The sequence below is a fragment of the Streptomyces ochraceiscleroticus genome, from assembly GCF_000720485.1.
Taxonomy (GTDB): domain Bacteria; phylum Actinomycetota; class Actinomycetes; order Streptomycetales; family Streptomycetaceae; genus Streptomyces; species Streptomyces ochraceiscleroticus.
The window spans coordinates 301,378-321,383 of record NZ_JOAX01000002.1 but is presented as its reverse complement, the minus strand read 5'-3'; the positions used below and the strand labels follow the sequence as shown (position 1 = coordinate 321,383).

Genomic DNA, 20,006 nt, shown 5'->3' with positions numbered 1-20,006 from the left:
CCTCAAGAATCGCCGGAAACACCGAACGAATTCCGCCACAATTCCGCGCCGTGTCCGTAAGAATCCGGCGGCCGGCGGCGCGGCGTCCCGGCTTCCGCCCGTTTCACCGGTACGTCCCCACCACTCCTGCACGGCCGAGTCGGGCGGTGCGCGTTGGACGCATCGGCGGGTTCCGTCCGGCCAAGATCGTCCGCGAGCATGGCGGCGCACCACTCACCCGATACGACAACCGGACCACCGATACGGGTGACCGGAGCGCCGGTTCACCATGACGGAGGAGTGCGCGTGGAGTGTACGGACCTGCCGAAGCCGCTCGACGGAGTGCTCGTCGCCGACTTCAGCCGGGTGCTGGCGGGGCCACTGGCCGCCGCGACCCTGGCGGACCTGGGGGCCCAGGTCGTCAAGGTGGAGCGGCCCGGCGCCGGTGACGACACCCGGGCCTGGGGGCCACCGTTCGCGGCGGACGGCACGGCCGCGTACTTCGACGCCGCCAACCGCTCCAAGCGCGGCCTCGCCCTGGACCTCTCCGCGCCGGACGACGCGGAGGCGGCCCGCGAACTGGCCGTGCGGGCCGACGTCCTGATCGAGAACTTCCGGCCCGGCGCGCTCGCCAAGTACGGCCTGGACCCGGCCTCCTCCCTCGCCGCCAACCCGGGCCTGGTGCACTGCTCGATCACCGGCTTCGGCTCGGGCGAGGGCGCCCGTCTGCCCGGGTACGACTTCGTCGTGCAGGCGGTCGGCGGGCTGATGAGCATCACGGGCGAGCCCGGCGGCCCGCCCCTGAAGGCGGGCGTGGCGCTGGTGGACGTACTGACCGCGAAGGACGCCACGACCGGCATCCTGGCGGCGCTGCGCCACCGGGACCGCACGGGCCAGGGGCAGCACGTCGAGGTGAACCTGCTGTCCTCCCTGCTGGGTTCGCTGGTCAACCAGGCATCGGGGCACCTGGCCACCGGCCGCGACCCGGGCCCGATGGGCAACCGGCACCCGAGCATCGCGCCGTACGAGACGCTGGCCTGCCGTGACGGGCTGCTGGCGGTGGCGGTGGGAAATGACCGTCAGTTCCGGGCGCTGGCGGCCGCGCTGGGCGCGCCGGAGCTGGCCGAGGACGCGCGCTTCGCGACCAACCCGGACCGGGTGGTGCACCGCACGGAGCTGGTGAAGGAGCTGGAGGAGCGGCTGGCGGCCGACACCGCGCGGGGCTGGACGGAGCGGCTCGGCAAGGTGTCGGTGCCGTGCGGGCCCGTCAACACCTTGAGCGAGGCCCTGGAGTTCGCGGCGGGGCTGGGGCTTGATCCGGTCGTTTCCGTGGGCGAGGGGCGGATACCTCAAGTACGCAGCCCCCTGCGGCTGTCCCGCACGCCGGTGGCCGAACCTGTCGCGCCGCCGCGGCTGGACGAACATGGAACGCAGCTCCGCGAGTGGCTGGCCGGCCCGTCCGACCAGCCGCTTCCCCCACTCGTGTGACATCCATCACAAGATATGGAGAGCTGCAACCAAAACGGCTCACAGTCGCTGTTTAAGAACAGTGGACCAACACTCTTGCCTGGAGCAGCTCGTGACAACGCCGGACAACGCAGCGCCCGCACAGCCCCGCACTTCGCGCTCGTTGCGGCGCGGCCTCGCTGCAGCGGCACTGCTCGCAGCCGGCGCCCTGGCCCTCACCGCCTGCGGCGGTGACGCCTCGGGCGCGAACAACAAGGACGGGCAGGCCGGCGCCGACGCCGCGGCCGCCAAGGACGCCTCCGACGCCAAGATCAAGGTGTCGGCGAAGGACGGCTCCAGCGGCGCCAGCATCAACGGAACGAACGTGAAGGTCAGCGGCGGCAAGCTGACGAAGGTGACGCTGACGCGGGTGGACACCGGCGAGAAGGTCGCCGGATCCATATCCGCGGACGGCTCCGGCTGGAAGCCGGACGTACAGCTCGAGCGCGGTACGAAGTACCAGCTCGCCGCCAGCGCCAAGGACTCCGAAGGCCGTTCGGCGGCCGAGAACTCCACCTTCACCACGGTCTCGCCGGCCAACAGCTTCATCGGCACCTACACCCCGGACGACGGCAAGACCGTCGGCGTGGGCATGCCGGTCTCCTTCAACTTCGACAAGGCCATCACCGACCAGAAGGCCGTGCAGTCGCACATCACGGTGAGCACCAGCAGCGGCCAGCAGGTCGTCGGCCACTGGTTCGGCAACCAGCGCCTGGACTTCCGCCCCAAGGACTACTGGAAGGCCGGCTCCAAGGTCACGATGAAGATCGACCTGGACGGCGTGGAGGGCGCGAACGGCGTCACCGGCGTCCAGGACAAGACCGTCAGCTTCACCATCGGCCGCTCCCAGGTCTCCACCGTCGACATGAACACCCAGATGATGACGGTCGAGCGGGACGGCAAGCCCCTCAAGAAGATCCCGATCTCCGGCGGCAGCCCCGAGAACCCGACCTACAACGGTCAGATGGTGATCTCGGAGAAGTTCAAGGAGACCCGGATGGACGGCTCGACGGTCGGCTTCACCAAGAAGGACGGCAAGGGCGAGTACGACATCAAGGACGTGCCGCACGCCATGCGGCTGTCCGCGTCCGGCACCTTCATCCACGGCAACTACTGGGGCGCGCCCTCGATCTTCGGCCAGGCCGGCACCAGCCACGGCTGTGTGGGTCTGCGGGACGCGAAGGGCGCCAACGGCGACACCCCCGGCAAGTGGTTCTACGACAACTCGCTCATCGGTGACGTGGTCGTGGTGAAGAACTCCAAGGACGAGACCGTCAAGCCCGACAACGGCCTCAACGGCTGGAACATGTCGTGGGACGAGTGGACGGCGGGCAGCGCGGCCTGACCCACTGGCGCCGCACGCAGACGTACACCACCCCGCTGCCGGGCACTGGCAGCGGGGTGGTGTGTTCTCGGGAGGGGCAGGCGCCGGTTCTCAGGCGGCGACCGGCTCCCTCTTCGCCTCGGCGGCCGACTGCGGCTCGTCCTCCGCGGCGGGTGCCGCCGCCTCCGTACCGGTCTTGCGCATCCCCTTCAGGACGACCACCAGGGCCGTGCTGACGGCCACGCCGGCGGCGATCGCCACCAGGTACAGCAGCGGCTGGCCGATCAGCGGGACCACGAAGATGCCGCCGTGCGGGGCGCGCAGCGTGCAGCCGAAGGCCATCGACAGGGCGCCGGTCACCGCGCCACCCGCCATCGCGGACGGGATGACGCGCAGCGGGTCGCCCGCCGCGAACGGGATCGCGCCCTCGGTGATGAACGAAGCGCCCAGCACCCAGGCTGCCTTGCCGTTCTCCCGCTCGGCCTTGGTGAACAGCTTGCCGCGCACCGTCGTGGCCAGCGCCATCGCCAGCGGCGGGACCATGCCGGCCGCCATCACCGCGGCCATGACCTTGAGGCTGCCCTCGTTGGGGTTGGCCAGGCCGCCGACCGCGAAGGCGTACGCGACCTTGTTCAGCGGGCCGCCCAGGTCGAAGCACATCATCAGGCCGAGGATGACGCCCAGGATGACCGCGTTGGCGCCGGTCAGGCCGGACAGCCAGTCGGTCAGCGCCTTCTGGAGCGCGGCGATCGGCTTGCCGATGACCAGGAACATCAGGAACCCGACCACGGCCGAGGAGACCAGTGGGATCACCACCACCGGCATGATGCCGCGCAGCGGCGCCGGCACCCTGACCCGCTGGATCGCCATCACCACCGCGCCCGCGAGCAGACCGGCGATCAGGCCGCCGAGGAAGCCCGCGTTGATCGTCAGCGCGATGGAGCCACCGACGAAGCCCGGCACGAGGCCCGGCCTGTCGGCCATCCCGTACGCGATGAATCCGGCCAGCACCGGCACCAGGAAGGTGAAGGCCACGTTGCCGATCTGGAAGAGCAGCGCGGCCCAACTGCCGGTCTCGGTCCAGATGAAGTGCTCGGCGACGGACGGCGCCTTGTTGATCTCATAGCCGCCGATCGCGAACGCCAGGGCCATCAGCAGACCGCCCGCGGCGACGAACGGCACCATGTAACTGACGCCGGTCATCAGCCACTTGCGCAGCCGGGTGGCGTAGCCGTCACCCTGCTCGCCGTCCCGGTCCATGGGCGCGTCGTGGTGCGCGGCCGGCGCGCCGACCTCGCCGCGCGCCGCCTTCTCCTGTACCTCGGCGATCAGTTCGGCGGGGCGGTTGATGCCCGCCTTCACGCCGACGTCGACGACGGGCTTGCCCGCGAACCGCTCCCGGTCCCGGACCTCCACGTCGTGCGCGAAGATCACGCCGTCGGCGGCCGCGATCAGCGCGGGGTCGAGGCGGGTGAACCCGGCGGACCCCTGCGTCTCGACCACCAGCTCCACGCCGGCGTCCTCGCCCGCCTTCGTCAGCGACTCGGCGGCCATGTAGGTGTGCGCGATGCCGGTGGGACAGGAGGTGACAGCGACGATCTTGAACGTACTGGCGGCCTCGGGCTCCGGGGCACCGGCCGCCGCGGCGTCCGGGGCCTCGGTCTGCGGGGGCTCCGCCGCCGGGGTCTCCGCTGCGGGCTCGGCGGTCTCGGCCGCGGGCTCGGCGGCCTCGGGCTCGTCGCCCCGTACCAGCGCGGCCGCCCGCTCCGGGTCGTCCGCCGAGCGCAGTGCGCCGGTGAACTCCGCGTCCATCAGGTGCCGGGCCAGCGTCGAGAGGATCGACAGGTGGTCGGCGTCGCCGCCGGTCGGCGCGGCGATCAGGAAGACCAGGTCGGCCGGGCCGTCCGCGGCACCGAAGTCGATGCCGGCGGCGCTGCGCCCGAAGGCCAGCGTCGGCTCGGTGACATGGGCACTCCGGCAGTGCGGGATGCCGATACCGCCGTCCAGGCCGGTGGGCATCTGGGCCTCGCGCGCGGCGACGTCCGCGAGGAAACCCTCCAGGTCGGTGACGCGACCGGCCGCCACCATCCGTTCGGCCAGCGACCTGGCGGCCGCTTCCTTGGTGTCGGCGGACAGGTCGAGGTCGACCAGGTCCGCGGTGATCAACTCACTCATCGCGGGCTCCCTTCAGAAACCAGCCCAAGATCTTGCCCGGCCTGGGGGCACCTCCCAGCGGTAGCTGGGGGAGTTTGAGGACAATCGAATGGCGGGCAACCCCCGCGCACAGAACCGTTCATGACACGGCCTCCGTCAACGGCCGGTCCATCGGCACCGCATCGGTGACGGTCACCTCGGACGGCCGCAGATCATCGGGCGTCGGCATCACACTGCCCGGCAACTGCACCGCGGCAGCCCCGTGTGCCACCGCTTCGGCCAGCGCACGCGTCCCCGTACCGCCGGCCGCGAGGAACCCGGCGAGCGACGCGTCCCCCGCGCCGACGTTGCTGCGTACGGCATCCACCTCGGCGGTGCCGTAGTACGTACCGGTCGCGTCGACCAGGAGCTGCCCGTCCGCGCCCAGCGACGCGAGTACCGCCTGGGCGCCCATGGCCCGCAGCTCCTCCGCGGCCTTCACCGCGTCGCCGATCGTGGCCAGCGGCCGGCCGACGGCCTGCGCCAGCTCCTCGGCATTGGGCTTGACCACGTCGGGGCGCTCGCGGAGCGCCGCGGTCAGCGACGGGCCCGAGGTGTCCAGGGCGATCCGGGCCCCGGCACGGTGCGCGCGGGCGACCAGGTCGGCGTACCACTCGGGCGCCAGCCCGCGCGGCAGGCTGCCGCAGCAGGCGATCCAGGCGGCGCCCGCCGAGCGCTCCCGCACGGTCTCCAGCAGCGCTTCGGACTCGGTCGCCGACAGCTCGGGACCGGCCGCGTTGATCTTGGTGAGGGTGCCGTCGGGCTCGGCGACCGCGATGTTGGAGCGGGTGGCCCCGGCGACCGGGACCGGCGCGACCTCTATCCCCTCGGTCACCAGCAGGTTCGCGAGCGCCTGCCCGGCCGGGCCGCCGACCGGCAGCACGGCGAGCGTCTCGTGCCCGGCGGCCGCGACCGCCCGGGAGACGTTGACGCCCTTGCCGCCGGGGTCGACCCGGTCGGCGCCGGCCCGCAGCACGGCGCCGCGCTCCAGGGCGGGCACCTCGTACGTGCGGTCCAGGCTGGGGTTGGGAGTGACGGTGAGGATCATGCGCGTACTACTTCCGTGCCCGCGCGCTCGATGGCGAGGGCGTTCTCGGGGCTGAGCCCGGTGTCGGTGATCAGGACGTCGACATCGGAGAGGTCGCCGAAGCGGGCGAAGTGCTGCTGCCCGAACTTCGAGGAGTCGGCGATCAGCACGACCCGCCGGGCGGCGGCGATCACCGCCCGCTTGACGGCGGCCTCCGCGAGGTCGGGCGTGGTCAGGCCGCCTTCCAGCGAGAAGCCGTTCGTCGCGAGGAAGAGGACGTCGGCGTTGATCTCGCGGTAGGCGCGCAGCGCCCAGTCGTCGACGGCGGCCCGCGTACGGTGCCGGATGCGGCCGCCGACGAGGTGCAGGGTGAGTCCGGGGTGGTCGGCGAGGCGAGCGGCGACCGGGAGGCCGTGGGTCACGACGGTGACGTCCGACTCCAGCGGGAACTCCGCGGCCAGCCGGGCCGCGGTGGTGCCCGCGTCCAGGATCACGCTGCCGTCGTCGGGCAGCTCGGCGAGCGCGGCGCGCGCTATGCGGTCCTTCTCGTCGGCCGCGACGGTGTCCCGCTCGGCGAGGTCCGGCTCGAAGTCCAGCCGGCCCGCCGGTATCGCACCGCCGTGCACCCGCCGGACCAGTCCGGCGCGGTCCAGCGCCTTCAGGTCGCGCCGCACGGTCTCGGCGGTGACCTGGAATTCCTCGGCGAGAGAGAGGACGTCGACCCGCCCGCTGTCCCGGGCGAGGCGCAGGATCTCCTGCTGTCGTTCCGCTGCGTACATGCGACCTGGGTCCGTTCCGTTCCTGTCCGTGCGATGCCCGAACGTGTGGTTTCACCAGCAGGCTACGCCCGCATTTCTGCAAAGTAAACAGACTCGGGCAAAGGACAGACACAAACGGGCACGACGGGAATGACAGCCCGTCTCGCGCGGGCAGCAAGCGGGCGGCCGACGGGAGCAGGTGGCCGGCAAGCAGGCAGCAAAGAGCCCCGGCACTCGGGGGAGGGTGCCGGGGCTCGTACTGGGGGGACCCTCTTCGGGCGGGGTCCCGGTGTGCGGGGCTCCAAATGAAGCCCGTTATGAGGTGAAGAAGCGTTACGCCGCGGCGTCGAAGCCCGTGTCGTGTGCCATGCGCTTCAGCTCCAGCAGCGCGTGCTTCTCTATCTGGCGGATCCGCTCACGGGTCAGGCCGTGCTGCTTGCCGACCTCGGTCAGGGTCCGTTCACGGCCGTCCTCTATGCCGTACCGCGCCTTGATGATCGAGGCGGTGCGGCCGTCGAGGCGGTCGATCAGGTCCTCCAGCTCCTCGCTGCGCAGCAGCGTGAGCACGGACTGCTCGGGCGACGCCGCGGAGGTGTCCTCCAGCAGGTCACCGAACTGCGTCTCGCCCTCGTCGTCCACGGACATGTTCAGGCTGACGGGGTCGCGGGCCCAGTCCAGGACGTCGCTGATCCGCTCGGGCTTGGCGCCCAGCTCGGCGGCGATCTCCGCGTGCTCCGGGTCGCGGCCGTGCTCGCGGTTGAACTCGCGCTGCACACGGCGGATCCGGCCCAGCTCCTCGACCAGGTGGACGGGCAGCCGGATCGTACGGGACTGGTCGGCGATGGACCGCGTGATGGCCTGGCGGATCCACCACGTCGCGTACGTGGAGAACTTGAAGCCCTTGGCGTAGTCGAACTTCTCGACCGCGCGCACCAGGCCGGCGTTCCCTTCCTGGATCAGGTCCAGCAGCGGCAGGCCGCTGCGCGGATAGCGGCGGGCGACCGCTACGACCAGGCGGAGGTTGGAACGGATGAAGACGTCCTTGGCCTTCTCGGCCTCGTCGACCAGCGCCTGCAGCTCCTCGGGCGTCGCGCCGGCGGCGTTGCCGTCGGTCACCTCGCCGTCCAGGATCTGCCGGGCATAGACACCCGCCTCGATGGTCTGCGACAGCTCGACCTCCTTCGCGGCGTCGAGCAGTGGCGTGCGCGCGATCTCGTCGAGGTACATGCCGACCAGGTCGCGGTCGGCGATCTCCCCGCCTACGGCGCGAACGCTGTTTGCCGTCTCAGCACCGCTGGTGGTGGGCTGACGACGGGCGACGGCACGGGTTGCCATGCGTGTGCTCCCTCTGCGATGAGTCGGTCGCGGGATGGTGGCGGCCGGGACACCTGATCCCTGCTGTCTGCCGGGGCGGGTGCCCCCGTCTGAAGGAAACAACGGCTGGAAACCGGACAGAATTCCCACGGCGACCCTTCGTTTTTCTGATCATGCAGTACCCTGCGTCCCCACCGAGGGAGGTCCCATGTCGCCGGAGTGCAGGGAAGTGCAGGTCAGGCCGGGCACCGAGGCCGATCTGGCGGGCCTCACGGAGCTTTACAACCACTACGTCCGTGAGACGGCGATCACATTCGACACCGAGCCCTTCACCCCCGAAGAGCGGAGACCTTGGCTCCACTCCCACCCCGAAGACGGTCCGTACCGCCTTCTGGTTGCCCGGGAGAGCGCGGGCGCGCGGCAGGGGCGCCTCCTCGGGTACGCGACCACCAGCCCCTTCCGCCCCAAGCCCGCGTACCGCACGTCCGTGGAGACGACGGTGTACCTCGCGCCCGAGGCGACCGGCCGCGGCGTCGGCACCCTGCTGTACAAGGCGCTCTTCGAGGCCCTGGAGGGCGAGGACGTGCACCGCGCGTACGCGGGCATCGCGCTGCCCAACCCCGGCTCGGCGGCCCTGCACGCCCGCTTCGGCTTCCGGCATGTCGGTACGTTCGCGGAGGTCGGCCACAAATTCGGCCGCTACTGGGACGTGGCCTGGTACGAGAAGGATCTCGGCTCCGGTTGACGCCGGCCCTGCCCGGGTGTCGCCTGGAGGGAGGGCGAGAGAGAGGAGCCGTCATGCAGACGCACGCTCGCACCCGCTCCACGGCCACCACGGCCGCGGCCCCCCGCCACCACCTGGCCGTCACGACCGGGGTCCCCGTCGTGGGCGGCATCGCCTACGGCATCTACGCGGGGCTGCTCGACCACAGCACCGGCTCGTCCAGCGTCCACGCGTTCGTGCTCGGCCTGCTCGCCACCGCGGTGACCGTGGTCCTCGGGCTGGTCCTGATGCACAGCCAGTCCCGCATGATCACCGAGGTCCGCGCTCTCTCGTACGCCGTGATGTTCGGCGCCACGATGGGCTTCCTCTACAGCCTCGCCGGGACGTCGACGGCGCTGAAGGCATCGGGCATGGGCGCCCTCTTCGGCGTGATCATGCTGGTCGTCTCCCTGTACCTCTTCCGCACACACGGCACCCCGGGGGCGCGCCGGTAACCCCCACCGCGCACCCACGGACAGCCACGGGCAACCACGCCCGCGCCGCCCCGCCGACCGTCGTCAGTCGACCGTCGGCGGGGCGTCGTCATTGCCGCGCCGGACAGTGCGTACGGGGCGCCCCGGGCGCCAGGTCACCAGCACGATGTGCGGGTCCTCGACGTACGTCCGCACCACCTCGGTCAGCTCCGCCCGGAAGAGGTGGAACGGCAGCGGCGTCCCGGCCCCGTCCGCGTACCGCGCGAGCGCGTCCGCCTCCGTGACCTCCACGGCACGCCCCGCGACCCGCACGTCCCCGTCCGCCATGCCGTCACCGGCACCCGGATCGGCGCCCGGATTGGCGTGCAGCGCGAACCGGGGATCGCGCCGCAGGTCCAGCGCCTTCCGGGAGCCGGGCATCATGCCGAGCCACAGCTCCCCGTGCCGGAAATCGGCCTCCAGGCCGGCCAGCCGCGGCGAACCGTCGGCCCGCAGCGTCGCCAGCACATGATGCCGGTACGCACCGAACCGCCGCTCCGCCCACGCCGCGAGCGCGGGCTCCGCCGCGGAGAACTCCGGCCAGCCCGCCGTCTTCATGCTCCTGTTCGTCATGGCCCCAGGCTGGCGGGGATACCCGACACCTCCTGTCAGGCTTTACGAACCGCCTCAGGAAGGTCCCGCGTCCGCCGAGATCCAGCGCTCCGGGGTGAGGAGGACGGCGACCATCTCGGCGCCGGCCTCGGAGAGCGCCTGTCGTACGTACTCGGCCACGCCCTCCGGCGGCACGTACCGCCCGGCCACCTCCTCGACGTCCTCGGCGGTGACCGGGACCAGCTTCGCCGGGCCCTCCGCCGTGACGTACCGGTACGTCGGCGAGGTGCGCTGCACGACCAGCGAGAACCGGCCCGCCGCCTCGATGAGCCGCGCCTTGCGGGACGTACGGCCTGTGAAGACGAGGAAGTCGCCGCCGGGGCGGTAGCTGTACCAGACCGGCACCGCCAGCGGAGCGCGTCCGCTCCCCGACTCCACGGCCAGCACGGCTACGTGCGGCTCGGCGAGCAACTGATCACGTTCTTCCACGGTGAGCGGCATCGCTGCGCCTCCTGGGGCGTCGATGTGCGTGGGCTGCGGGATGTCGAGTGAACCTGCGGGGACGTGCGAGGCGGACCCCGCACGTCCTGGTACACCTTCACAACGAAGGGCAGCCGCGGGGCATTCCGGCGCGGGCGGGGGCATAACGGCCGCTCACTTCGTTGTTAAAACTTCAAGAACGCCACGGGCAATGAGACAGTGGATGGTATGAGCAACGACATGGCCGGTGAGCCGCGCTGGCTCAACGACGAGGAGCAGTACGCCTGGCAGTCGTACCTGCACGCCACCACGCTTCTGGAAGACCACCTCGACCGGCAGCTGCAGCGTGATGCCGGCATGCCGCACATCTACTACGGCCTGCTCGTCCAGCTCTCCCAGGCGCCGCGGCGCCGACTGCGGATGACCGAGCTGGCCCAGAACGCCAAGATCACCCGGTCCCGGCTCTCGCACGCGATCGCCCGCCTGGAGAAGAACGGCTGGGTCCGCCGCGAGGACTGCCCCTCCGACAAGCGCGGCCAGAACGCCGTGCTCACGGACGAGGGCATGAAGGTCCTGGAGGAGTCCGCGCCGGGCCACGTCGCGACCGTACGGGCCGCGCTGTTCGACCGGCTCTCCCCTGAGCAGGTACGCCAACTCGCCGAGATCTGCCGCTCGGTGGCGGACGGCCTGCAGCCGCAGGGCGCCGACCTGCCCTGGCTGCGCTGAACGCCCGCGCACACGAAAGGGGCGCCCCGAGGGGCGCCCCTTCTTCACGTCCGCCTCAGCGCGTCAGTGCGCCATGACCGGTACCCGCACGTCCTCCGCCGCGTCCGCACCGTCCGCCGAGCTCGCCACCGGCGTACCCGCACCGGGCCGTCCCGTGGTGACGAAGACGAACGCGATCGCCGAGGCGAGGAGCAGGATGCCCGCCGCCCACCAGATGGCGGCGGTGTAACCGTGCACCATGGACTGCAGCTTGAGGACGTCGGCGGAGCGCGCCCCGGCCGCGTGCGCCGTCGCGTACGCCGTGGTCGCGCCGGCCGCGATGGTGTTCAGCAGCGCCGTACCGATCGCGCCGCCCACCTGCTGCGAGGTGTTGACCATCGCGGAGGCGACACCGGCGTCCCGCGGCTGCACACCGTGCGTGGCCAGCGACATGGCCGGCATGAAGGCCGTGCCCATACCGAGGCCGAGCAGCAGGAACGAGGGCAGGATCAGCGCCGGGTAGGAGCTGTCCAGGTCGAGCCGGGTCAGCGACAGCATGCCGATCGCGGCCAGCAGGAAGCCGGGGGCCATCAGCAGCCGCGGCCGGACCCGGGTCATCAGCCGGGCGCCGATCTGCGTCGAGCCGGTGATCATGCCCGCGATCATCGGAAGGAAGGCCAGACCGGTCGCGACCGGCGTGTATCCCTTCACGATCTGCAAGTAGTAGGTCAGGAACAGAAAGAGACCGAACATACCGATCACGGCGAGGCCGAGCGAGGCGTAGACGCCACCGCGGTTGCGGTCGGTGACCACGCGCAGCGGCAGCAGCGGCGCCTTCACCCGCGACTCCACGACCACGAAGGCCAGCAGCAGCACAGCGGCCGCCACGAAGAGGCCGATGGTCGGCGCGGCGCTCCAGCCGTCGGACTCGGCGCGCGTGAACGCGTACACGAGCGCGACCAGTCCGGCCGTGGCGAGGAGGACGCCGGGCACGTCGAGCCGGGAGGAGTTACGGCCCTCGGCGGACTCCCGGATGACCAGCAGCGCGCCGGCCGCCGCGACCACGGCGAAGGGGATGTTCACGAAGAAGGTCCAGCGCCAGTCCATGTACTCGGTCAGTACGCCGCCGAGGATCAGTCCGACGGCGCCGCCGCCACCGGCGATGGCACCGAAGATGCCGAACGCCTTGGCACGTTCGCGCGCCTCGGTGAAGGTCACCGCGAGCAGCGAGAGCGCGGCCGGGGCGAGCAGCGCGCCGAACACACCCTGCAGCGCGCGGGCGCCGAGCAGCATCCCGGCGCTGCCCGCCGCACCGCCGAGCGCGGAGGCGAGGGCGAAGCCGATCAGGCCGATGACGAAGGTGCGCCGACGGCCCCACAGGTCGGCGACGCGGCCCCCGAAGAGCAGCAGTCCGCCGAAGGCGAGGGCGTACGCGGTGATGACCCACTGCCGGTTCCCGTCGGAGGTCCCGAGGTCCGCCTGGGCGGAGGGCAGCGCGATGTTCACGATCGTCGCGTCGAGCACGACCATGAGCTGCGCGAGGGCGATGAATATGAGCGCTTTCCAGCGCCTCGGGTCGACATTTGGGATGTTCTTGGCCGATTCAGGCATGAGTGGGTCCACCTAGTGATGCGGAGAGAAAGAAAGATCCGGGGACGGTTACGGAGTACGAGTACGAGTACGAGTGACGCGTGACGCAGTACGGGGTGCGGAGTTCGGGTTACGCAGTACGAGGTGCGGGGTGGCGGTCGCGCGGGGCGGCACGCCGAGGGTCACCGGCCTTGCCGGAGGTCCTCCAACGTGGCCGCCGAGCCGGGCAGTTCGGAGCGCGCCGGCGCCATCAGGCCGTCCAGGAACAGCTGGAGATGGCGGTGCACGAAGCGATCGAAGTCGGTACAGCCGGAGCCGGGCAACGGCCGCGTGAGCTGGGTGATCGCGACCATCAGGTCACCGACGGCGATGTCGGCGCGCAGTCGGCCGCTCTCGCGCGCGGCACCCATGAGGGCCTCGACGGACCGTTCCAGGCGGTCCCGCGCGGCGAGCAGGTCGGGGTGGTCCTTGTCGACGCCGTCGGAGAGGAGCGGGCAGAGCGCTCCGATGCGCTCCTCGACGGCGGCGTGCACGAAGACCCGGAGCGCCTGGAACGCGTCGTCCTCCGCCGCGAGCGCGCGCTCCGCACGGTCCGCGGTGCGGTCCATGACGGAGAGCGTGACGTGGTGGATCAGGTCGGCGCGGTCCGGGAAGTGCCGGTAGAGGGTGGCGTTGCCGACGCCGGCCCGGCGGGCGACCTCGTCGAGCGGGACATCGGCCCCGTGCTCGACCATGATCTCGCGAGCGGCCGCGACGATCCGCTCCCGGTTGCGCTGCGCGTCGGCCCGCAGTCGGGGCTGGGTCGCCTTGGCGGCGTGGGTCGGGGGGACGGTCACGTCGGCTCACTCCTTCCGGGCACTTGTGGATCTCTTACGGCCTCTTACGGCCTCTTCTTCCGGGTGCTTCCTGGCCTGCGGGGCGAAACCGGGGAGCGGGTCCCCGTTTCGCACGGACGCCTGGTTAAACGGGGATCCGCTCCCCGGTTATTTCCCGCGCCCCTTGTGACCTGCATCACTCCCCCGCGCCCCCGCGAAAACCACTCCCGATCCCGGATGACGTAACCCGACGGGCAGGCCGCCGCCCGCCGTCCCAGGGTGAGGACATGAGGCAGATACCGTCCGCCCTGCTCGCCACCACGGCGCTCGCGGCCACGCTGGCCGTACCGGCCCTCAACCCCACCGCGCCCCGCCCCACCGGCACCGCCCGGCACGGCGACAGCCGGCCGGCCACCTCCCCGCCCCCGGACACCCGGGAACGGACGGACGCTCCCGCTCCCCACCCCACGGGATCGAAAACGGGGACGAAGACGGGGACGACCGCGCGCGAGACATCCTCAGCGCCTCCCCCGCGCTCCCCCACGCGCTCCCCTCGTGCCCCCTCCGCGGCCCTCCCCTCCGGCCCCTGCGCCCTCCCCGGCGCTTTTCCCGGCACCCTCACCGGCGTATCGGAGGCGGCCGCCACTCCCCGCGGCTTCACGCGCGCCAACGGCCGCGTACGGGCCCTCACGGTGCTCGTCGACTTCCCCGACGTACGCGCCGGGATCAGCCCCCGTGCCCGCTACGGCGAGTTCTTCCCGGCCGTCCCACGCTTCTTCCGCCAGAGCTCCTACGGCAGGCTCGACTACCGCTCGACGCCCGTCCTGAAGTGGATACGGATGTCCCGCCCGCTGGCCTCGTACGACATCGGGCGCGGCACCTCCTTCAACCCCGCTTCGAAGAACGGCTATTACGCGGTGGCGAAGGAGATCGTGCGCGCCGTCGACCGCGATGTGGACTTCCGCGCCTTCGACCTGGTCAACGTCCTGGTCACACCGAACGCCGGCCCGCCCGCGACCAAGAACGTCTGGTCCGTCACCTTCAGCGGCGGCCCGCTGGGCCTGCGGACGGGCGACGGTACGCAGCTCAGGAACGTCTCGTTCATCTGGAGCCGGCAGACCGGCCCGAGCGCCTACCGCGTCCTCAACCACGAGAACGCCCACTCCTTCGGCCTGCCGGACCTGTACTTCACCGACGGGCGCGCCGATCCGCACCCGGTGGGCCACTGGGACCCCATGGACGTGGACTGGGGCCCGGAGAACGACTTCCTGGGCTGGCACAAGTGGAAGCTCGGCTGGCTGGCCCCGGACCAGGTGGACTGCGTAAGCCGCCCCGGCTCCGTCACCACCCACCGGCTCACCCCGGCCGCCGCCCCCGGCGGCACGAAGATCGCGGTCATTCCCGTCTCCCGGTACCGCGCGTACGTCGTGGAGGCCCGCCGCACCGGCCCGCTCGACCCGACCGCGTGCCGTCCGGGCGTCCTGGTCTACCGCGTCAGCACCGACACCCCTTCGGGCCGGGGCCCGGTACGCGTCGCCGACGCCACCCCGAAGAGCGCCGGCTGCTACCGCAAGGACCCGAACGTCCGCGCGGGCCTGACCGACGCCACGTACCGCCCGGGCCAGACCTTCCGCGCGGCCGGCATCACGCTCTCGGTCCTGGAGGACAGCTCTTCGGGCATCTCGAACACCTCGAACGCCTCGGACACTTTCCGAGTACGCATCACCACGCCGAAACGCCGCTGAGGGCATCCAGCGCATTCATTCACTCGCCCTCAATCCGTCCAATGCAACCGACCCAGACTGATGAGCCGGAGCTGCCGGCGGGCGCGTTCGGCGATCCGGTCGCAGGCGGCCGCGTCACCGTCGTCCGCGGCATCCAGGATCGCCGACGCGGTCATCACCAGATGATCGACGTACATCTCGGCGAGCATGAGCACGTCGTCGTCGCTCCAGGCGTCCGATACCGGCTGTTCCCTGAGCCCCGCCGCCACCTCCGCGGCGAACCGCGCCAGCTCGGCGGCTATCGCCTTCCGCACGGCGCGCACGCCCCCGTGCCGCTCCCGCGCGATGAAACGGACGTGCGCCGGGTTCTCCCGTACGTACTGCTCGACGACCGCGACCGTACGGTCGATCCGCTCCTCGGCGCCGGGCTGCTCGGCGAGGATCGCGCGGATCACGACGTGCAGGCTGCCGAGCGACTCCTCGACCAGCGCGACGCCCAGGTCGGGGATGTCCCGGAAGTGCCGGTAGAACGCCGCCGGCGCCACCCCCACCACCCGCGTCACCTCGCGCAGCCCGAGGCTGCTCAGGCTCTGCTCCGCCAGCAGCCGCAGCCCGGCATCGAGGAGCGCCTGCCGGGTCTTCTGCTTCTGGGCCTGCCGGACGCCGATGGTGTGACTCATGCCATTCAGTAAACATCCGTTCTCCGACGCGATCCACCCCGGGGTCGCGCTAGACTCATAAGTCAGTGAACAAGTGTCACACCAACTGTTCACCTAACCGTCGATCAAGGCCACTCACCTCACCCGGAAGGGCCAGAAATGATCTTCCTCGTCGCAGCCTTGCTCCTCCTGGGAGTTCTCCTGGGCACCGCGGCACATCTCCCGCTCGGCGCGACGCTGACCGCGGCCGCCGCGATCGCCGTCTGGCTGCTGATCTTCGCCATCCGCGAGTACCGCACGAAGGAGGCCCGTCGATGACCACGCTCACCCACCGCGCCGAGACCCGAACCGCCGAGGCCGAGACCTCCGCGCGTACCGAGGACCGCACCGCGACCGACAGGGTGACCACCCCCACAACCACCCCCCGCCGCAAGGGGAACCAGGCCGACGGCATGGCCGTGGCCTCCTTCATCCTGGCCCTGGTGGGCCTGCTCGTCATGAACGTCGTCCTGGGCCCGCTGTCGCTGATCCTGGGCGCCCTCGCCCTCTTCCGCGGCACCGACCGCCGCGGCCGCGCCCTCCTCGGCATGACCCTGGGCGTCGCCGACCTCATCGTGCTCGCCGCCCTGGTCACCGCCGACGGCACCGTCAGCTGGAACTTCCCCGCCTGACCGCCGCCGGCCGCAAGGCCCCCTTGATCACCTTTGCTCACCCAGTGGCGAGACCGGGCACGACCCCATCCGCTACCCTGTTCACGGCCGGCCGATGGTGCGCCCCACCGCCCACCCAAGGGCACCGCACCACCGCTGACCGCCCCGCCTCCGTAGCTCAGGGGATAGAGCACCGCTCTCCTAAAGCGGGTGTCGCAGGTTCGAATCCTGCCGGGGGCACACGAAGAAGGGCCAGTTCGGAAGCGTCAGCTTCTTGGACTGGCCCTTCGGCTTGTAGTGGGCCGTGTCTTACGGTCAGGGCGCTGGTTCCGGCAGCCCTGAGGGGGGTTCGTTGTCTAGCCTGGGCGGGTCGGCGAGCGTTGGCTTACGGGTGCGCCTGGGATGGAGCCGTCCATGAGCACAGCACGGGATCTGGTGATCACTGCCCTGGACGTGCCGTCCAGGCGTTCTCTGCAGCAAGGTGAGCTGTCGCTGGCGCTGGCGGGGGCCGAGTTGATCGATCTGCTGGCCGTCCAGGCCGTGGGGCTGGACGGTGAGGACATCGTGCCGGGGTATCGGCCGGCGATGGATGATCGACTGTTGGACGAGGCCGCAGCGTCACTTGTGCGGCAAGCGCCGTACGAGACGGTCGAGGAGTGGCTGTGGCGGCGGGGGCGTGGGCTGTACTCGGCGTATCTGGCCGAGCTTGAGGCGGACGGGCAGATCGCTCGGCAGCGAGGCCGCTGGATGCTCGGCCGGGCCGGTCAGGTGGTGCCGGTCGATTCGCCCGAGCGCCTCCGGGCGGCGGACCGGTGGGCTTCGGGTGAACCCACACTGATCACCCTCGCCACGGCCGTCGGCATCGGGGGCGGGGAGAGCAAGGAGAACGAGACGAGCGAGAGGAACGGGGAGAACGGGGGGAACGGGGGGAACGAGGAGTCGCCGCGCGTGGGCGGGGATGCGGGCGACGATCCGGTAGTGACCGTGCTGGCCGTCGTCAGCGACGCGTTGCGGGAGCTGGAAGCCGTGCGGCAGCGGCGGGCCATCGAAGACGCTGCGTTCGACAATGTCTGGCGCGGCGGTATCTGACGGCATCGCTGCCATCAGGCATCTGCCACCAGGCATCTGCCATCAGCCGTCAGTCATCAGCGCGTTGATCGTCCGCAGCGGCAGGTGACGCGGCGGAACGTTTTATCAAGTTCCTTGTGCGCATGTGAAGTTGAGGGGCGGGAGCTGTGTGATGAGCGCGTCGGCACGGAAGTTGTTACGCCGCTCCAGTGATCTTGGTGTGGTGGAGCGGGCCATGAGGGGATTCGCGTGGGCGGGCGCGCTTAGCTGGGATGCGTGCCATACGAACTTTTCACGCGCCGGCGGGTGCCGGCGGACGGGGGGACCCACGTGTCTGCGCTGAGCAGCATGGCCGCCGCCGCGCCCCGGAGCGCGCCCGCCTCTGACACGGCCCTGTTCGGGTGGGCGAGGGAGCTCGTCACTCCCGCGCTGCGCCGGGTCATCGAGGAACTGCCCGCGCCGCAGCGGGAGGTCGCCGGGTACCACCGCGGCTGGAACGGGGCCGATGGGAGCGCGGCCGCCGAGCCGGCCACGGAGTGCGGCGGGAAAGCCGTCCGCCCGGCCCTGGTCTTCCTGTCCGCGCTGGCCGTCGGCGCACCCGCCGACAGCGTGGTTCCGGGGGCCGTCGCGGTCGAACTCGTACACGACTTCTCGCTGTTGCACGACGACGTCATCGATGCGGACCCCCTGCGCCGCCACCGGCCCGCCGTATGGCGGCAGTACGGTACGCCGGCCGCGGTGCTGACCGGTGACGCCCTGCTCATCAGCGCCCTGGCCGTACTGGCCGCCGACTCCACCCCGCACGCCGCGGCCGCCATGAAGGAACTGTCGTGCACGCTGAACGACTTGCTGCGCGGCCAGAGTCAGGACGTGGCCTTCGAGAGCACGCCCCGGGTGCGCGCGGAGGAGTACCTCGAAATGGCGGCGGGGAAGACGGGCGCACTGATGGGGTGCGCGTGCGCGCTGGGGGCGCTGCTGGCCGGCGCGTCCGAGGCGCGCACCGCCGGGCTGCGGGACTTCGGCCGGCATCTGGGCATCGCCTTCCAGTGCGTGGACGACCTGCTGGGCATCTGGGGCACCACGCTGCGCAGTGGTAAGCCGGTGGGCGCGGACGTCGCGGCGCGGAAGAAGTCGCTGCCGGTGGTCGTGGCGCTCGCCGACACCGGGCCCGCCGGCCGGCGGCTGGCGGAGCTGTACGACCGTACGGAGCCGCTGTCGGCCGCCGACATCGTGACGGCCACCGAGCTGATCGAGGAGGCCGGCGGGCGCGAGGCGACCGCGGTGGAGGCCAGGCGGCAGGTGGGCGCCGCGATGCGGGCGCTGGCCCGCGCGGAGCCCGTACCGTCGGTGTACCGGCAGTTGCACGATCTCGCTCTGCTGATGACGCGGCGGGATCACTGATGACCGGACGGGGCGGGGCACTCATGGCCTGCAGGGTCACTGGTCGCCGGCCGAGCAACTCGCCCTCGGCCGCGTAAGCGAAATGTGGTGACGTGCGCGATCGATACGGTCGGGGACGTAACTCATAAGGCCCGCAGCCGTTTCTTCTAGTGGCCATTGCGCTTTCTTGGCGGATATTGCGGGACCCAGCCGGGGGCGGCGGATTTTTGGAACAGAGACAGCACACTCTTCACACGGAAAAGCCAGCGGCTGTCGGGCCTCCGGCGGTCAGTGTGTACGGCCTCCGGGTCACGCGCGGGGACCGGCCCCTGCTCGACGACATCAGTTTTGCCGCGCCCCGCGGTGCGATCGTCGGCCTGCTCGGCCCCAGCGGCTGCGGAAAGACCACACTGCTCCGGTCCGTCGTCGGAATTCAGGCGTGTGCGGCGGGACATGTCCAGGTACTCGGTCATCCGGCCGGTGCCGCGGCCCTGGAGACCCGCGTCGGGTATGTCACGCAGGCACCGTCCGTCTACACCGACCTGACGGTTCTCGAGAACTTGCGGTATTTCTCGGCCGCGTTGGGGCTGCGGGGCTGGCGCCGGGAGAACGCCGTGGTGCGGGTGGTGAAGGAGGTCGACCTGGCGGACTGGGCCGACCAGCCGGTCGGCCGGCTGTCCGGCGGCCAGTACTCCCGTGTCTCGCTGGCCGTCGCGTTGCTCGGCTCGCCGGAGCTGCTGGTCATGGACGAGCCGACGGTGGGCCTCGATCCGCTCATCCGGCAGGAACTGTGGACCGTCTTCCGGCGGCTGGCCAACGAGGGGACCACCCTGCTCGTCTCCAGTCACGTCATGGACGAGGCCGACCGCTGCGACCGGCTGCTGCTCATGCGCGACGGCCGGCTGCTGGCCTCCTGCGAGCGGTCGGAACTGCTGGCACACACGGGCTGCGCGAGCGTGGAGGGCGCCTTCATGCGGCTGGTACGGCCGGGGGCGGGGGCGGCGTCCGGTACCGCATCCAGTACCGCGTCCGGTGCCGCTTCCGCG

19 protein-coding genes, 1 tRNA gene and 1 pseudogene are annotated in these 20,006 nt (G+C 71.2%); 12 read left to right on the top strand and 9 right to left on the bottom strand.

The features are described 5' to 3' along the window. Positions 1-279: 279 nt before the first annotated feature. The gene (locus tag IG84_RS0103645; RefSeq protein WP_382467562.1) at positions 280-1,467 is read left to right on the top strand and encodes a CaiB/BaiF CoA transferase family protein; all 1,188 of its coding nucleotides are present in this window, start codon (positions 280-282) and stop codon (positions 1,465-1,467) included. Positions 1,468-1,546: 79 nt separating this feature from the next. Beyond that, positions 1,547-2,830, top strand: a complete 1,284-nt coding sequence (locus tag IG84_RS0103640) for a L,D-transpeptidase (RefSeq protein ID WP_031051225.1) — start codon at positions 1,547-1,549, stop codon at positions 2,828-2,830. A gap of 90 nt (positions 2,831-2,920) precedes the next feature. On the opposite strand, the gene IG84_RS0103635 is transcribed toward IG84_RS0103640, so the two are convergent. The 4 genes from IG84_RS0103635 to IG84_RS0103620 all read right to left on the bottom strand — a co-directional run bounded on the left by IG84_RS0103635 (position 2,921) and on the right by IG84_RS0103620 (position 8,122). Continuing rightward, on the bottom strand, positions 2,921-4,984 hold the full coding sequence (locus IG84_RS0103635) for a PTS fructose transporter subunit IIABC (protein WP_031051223.1): 2,064 nt from the start codon (positions 4,982-4,984) through the stop codon (positions 2,921-2,923). A 118-nt stretch (positions 4,985-5,102) separates the two neighbouring features. Beyond that, positions 5,103-6,050 (bottom strand): 1-phosphofructokinase, encoded by a 948-nt coding sequence (gene pfkB / locus IG84_RS0103630; protein WP_031051221.1) that lies wholly within the window; start codon positions 6,048-6,050, stop codon positions 5,103-5,105. Then, positions 6,047-6,808 carry a DeoR/GlpR family DNA-binding transcription regulator gene (locus IG84_RS0103625; protein ID WP_030261865.1) on the bottom strand — a complete coding sequence of 254 codons (762 nt, stop codon included), beginning with the start codon at positions 6,806-6,808 and terminating at the stop codon, positions 6,047-6,049. The genes pfkB and IG84_RS0103625 overlap by 4 nt, the downstream gene beginning before the upstream one ends. Positions 6,809-7,120: 312 nt before the next feature. Continuing rightward, complete coding sequence (locus IG84_RS0103620; protein ID WP_031051217.1) at positions 7,121-8,122, bottom strand: sigma-70 family RNA polymerase sigma factor; 1,002 nt, start codon at positions 8,120-8,122, stop codon at positions 7,121-7,123. Positions 8,123-8,309: 187 nt separating this feature from the next. On the opposite strand from IG84_RS0103620, the gene IG84_RS0103615 reads away from it, so the two are divergent. Next, entirely contained in the window at positions 8,310-8,846 is a 537-nt protein-coding gene (locus IG84_RS0103615) for a GNAT family N-acetyltransferase (RefSeq protein WP_031051216.1), read from the top strand. Between the two features lie 53 nt (positions 8,847-8,899). Then, positions 8,900-9,319, top strand: a complete 420-nt coding sequence (locus tag IG84_RS0103610; RefSeq protein WP_031051214.1) for a hypothetical protein — start codon at positions 8,900-8,902, stop codon at positions 9,317-9,319. 63 nt (positions 9,320-9,382) lie between these two features. On the opposite strand, the gene IG84_RS0103605 is transcribed toward IG84_RS0103610, so the two are convergent. Together IG84_RS0103605 and IG84_RS0103600 are read right to left on the bottom strand one after the other, a co-directional pair. Beyond that, positions 9,383-9,910 carry a pyridoxamine 5'-phosphate oxidase family protein gene (locus IG84_RS0103605; protein WP_245659209.1) on the bottom strand — a complete coding sequence of 176 codons (528 nt, stop codon included), beginning with the start codon at positions 9,908-9,910 and terminating at the stop codon, positions 9,383-9,385. Between the two features lie 54 nt (positions 9,911-9,964). Continuing rightward, positions 9,965-10,390, bottom strand: a complete 426-nt coding sequence (locus tag IG84_RS0103600; protein WP_031051208.1) for a pyridoxamine 5'-phosphate oxidase family protein — start codon at positions 10,388-10,390, stop codon at positions 9,965-9,967. A gap of 207 nt (positions 10,391-10,597) precedes the next feature. Here IG84_RS0103600 and IG84_RS0103595 point away from each other — a divergent pair, with 207 nt between their 5' ends. After that, positions 10,598-11,095, top strand: coding sequence for a MarR family winged helix-turn-helix transcriptional regulator (locus IG84_RS0103595; RefSeq protein ID WP_031051205.1), 498 nt, complete (start codon positions 10,598-10,600; stop codon positions 11,093-11,095). A gap of 63 nt (positions 11,096-11,158) precedes the next feature. Here IG84_RS0103595 and IG84_RS0103590 read toward each other — a convergent pair whose 3' ends face one another. Both IG84_RS0103590 and IG84_RS0103585 read right to left on the bottom strand, forming a co-directional pair. Continuing rightward, positions 11,159-12,685: an MFS transporter gene (locus tag IG84_RS0103590; protein ID WP_031051204.1), complete on the bottom strand. Its 1,527-nt coding sequence runs from the start codon at positions 12,683-12,685 to the stop codon at positions 11,159-11,161. Positions 12,686-12,846: 161 nt separating this feature from the next. Further along, positions 12,847-13,500, bottom strand: coding sequence for a TetR/AcrR family transcriptional regulator (locus IG84_RS0103585; protein ID WP_031051203.1), 654 nt, complete (start codon positions 13,498-13,500; stop codon positions 12,847-12,849). 266 nt (positions 13,501-13,766) lie between these two features. On the opposite strand from IG84_RS0103585, the gene IG84_RS0103580 reads away from it, so the two are divergent. Next, a complete protein-coding gene (locus tag IG84_RS0103580) occupies positions 13,767-15,224 on the top strand; it encodes a M6 family metalloprotease domain-containing protein (RefSeq protein ID WP_051861332.1) in 1,458 nt (485 codons plus the stop codon). Positions 15,225-15,253: 29 nt separating this feature from the next. Here the strand turns inward: IG84_RS0103580 and IG84_RS0103575 are convergent, their stop codons facing one another. Continuing rightward, positions 15,254-15,883, bottom strand: coding sequence for a TetR family transcriptional regulator (locus IG84_RS0103575; RefSeq protein ID WP_031051200.1), 630 nt, complete (start codon positions 15,881-15,883; stop codon positions 15,254-15,256). Positions 15,884-16,021: 138 nt separating this feature from the next. Here IG84_RS0103575 and IG84_RS41460 point away from each other — a divergent pair, with 138 nt between their 5' ends. From IG84_RS41460 to IG84_RS0103545, 6 genes and pseudogenes are all read left to right on the top strand, one after another. Next, positions 16,022-16,180, top strand: a complete 159-nt coding sequence (locus IG84_RS41460) for a hypothetical protein (protein WP_169749851.1) — start codon at positions 16,022-16,024, stop codon at positions 16,178-16,180. Then, on the top strand, positions 16,177-16,533 hold the full coding sequence (locus IG84_RS0103565; protein ID WP_031051197.1) for a hypothetical protein: 357 nt from the start codon (positions 16,177-16,179) through the stop codon (positions 16,531-16,533). Before IG84_RS41460 ends, IG84_RS0103565 begins: the two co-directional genes overlap by 4 nt. A gap of 146 nt (positions 16,534-16,679) precedes the next feature. After that, positions 16,680-16,752, top strand: a tRNA-Arg gene (locus tag IG84_RS0103560). A gap of 174 nt (positions 16,753-16,926) precedes the next feature. Then, the gene (locus IG84_RS0103555; protein ID WP_031051194.1) at positions 16,927-17,601 is read left to right on the top strand and encodes a GOLPH3/VPS74 family protein; all 675 of its coding nucleotides are present in this window, start codon (positions 16,927-16,929) and stop codon (positions 17,599-17,601) included. Positions 17,602-17,910: 309 nt separating this feature from the next. After that, positions 17,911-18,981: a polyprenyl synthetase family protein gene (locus IG84_RS0103550; RefSeq protein ID WP_245659208.1), complete on the top strand. Its 1,071-nt coding sequence runs from the start codon at positions 17,911-17,913 to the stop codon at positions 18,979-18,981. Positions 18,982-19,187: 206 nt separating this feature from the next. Then, positions 19,188-19,955: pseudogene (locus IG84_RS0103545) on the top strand (ABC transporter ATP-binding protein); the annotation flags it as partial. Positions 19,956-20,006 lie beyond the last annotated feature (51 nt).

Coding starts and splice junctions, on each gene's coding strand:
- IG84_RS0103600 (WP_031051208.1), bottom strand. CDS start 10,390: ATGCCGCTCACCGTGGAAGAACGTGATCAGTTGCTCGCCGAGCCGCAC.
- IG84_RS41460 (WP_169749851.1), top strand. CDS start 16,022: ATGATCTTCCTCGTCGCAGCCTTGCTCCTCCTGGGAGTTCTCCTGGGC.
- IG84_RS0103595 (WP_031051205.1), top strand. CDS start 10,598: ATGAGCAACGACATGGCCGGTGAGCCGCGCTGGCTCAACGACGAGGAG.
- IG84_RS0103590 (WP_031051204.1), bottom strand. CDS start 12,685: ATGCCTGAATCGGCCAAGAACATCCCAAATGTCGACCCGAGGCGCTGG.
- IG84_RS0103620 (WP_031051217.1), bottom strand. CDS start 8,122: ATGGCAACCCGTGCCGTCGCCCGTCGTCAGCCCACCACCAGCGGTGCT.
- IG84_RS0103605 (WP_245659209.1), bottom strand. CDS start 9,910: ATGACGAACAGGAGCATGAAGACGGCGGGCTGGCCGGAGTTCTCCGCG.
- IG84_RS0103575 (WP_031051200.1), bottom strand. CDS start 15,883: ATGAGTCACACCATCGGCGTCCGGCAGGCCCAGAAGCAGAAGACCCGG.
- IG84_RS0103610 (WP_031051214.1), top strand. CDS start 8,900: ATGCAGACGCACGCTCGCACCCGCTCCACGGCCACCACGGCCGCGGCC.
- IG84_RS0103615 (WP_031051216.1), top strand. CDS start 8,310: ATGTCGCCGGAGTGCAGGGAAGTGCAGGTCAGGCCGGGCACCGAGGCC.
- IG84_RS0103555 (WP_031051194.1), top strand. CDS start 16,927: ATGAGCACAGCACGGGATCTGGTGATCACTGCCCTGGACGTGCCGTCC.
- IG84_RS0103565 (WP_031051197.1), top strand. CDS start 16,177: ATGACCACGCTCACCCACCGCGCCGAGACCCGAACCGCCGAGGCCGAG.
- IG84_RS0103635 (WP_031051223.1), bottom strand. CDS start 4,984: ATGAGTGAGTTGATCACCGCGGACCTGGTCGACCTCGACCTGTCCGCC.
- IG84_RS0103625 (WP_030261865.1), bottom strand. CDS start 6,808: ATGTACGCAGCGGAACGACAGCAGGAGATCCTGCGCCTCGCCCGGGAC.
- pfkB (WP_031051221.1), bottom strand. CDS start 6,050: ATGATCCTCACCGTCACTCCCAACCCCAGCCTGGACCGCACGTACGAG.
- IG84_RS0103580 (WP_051861332.1), top strand. CDS start 13,767: ATGAGGCAGATACCGTCCGCCCTGCTCGCCACCACGGCGCTCGCGGCC.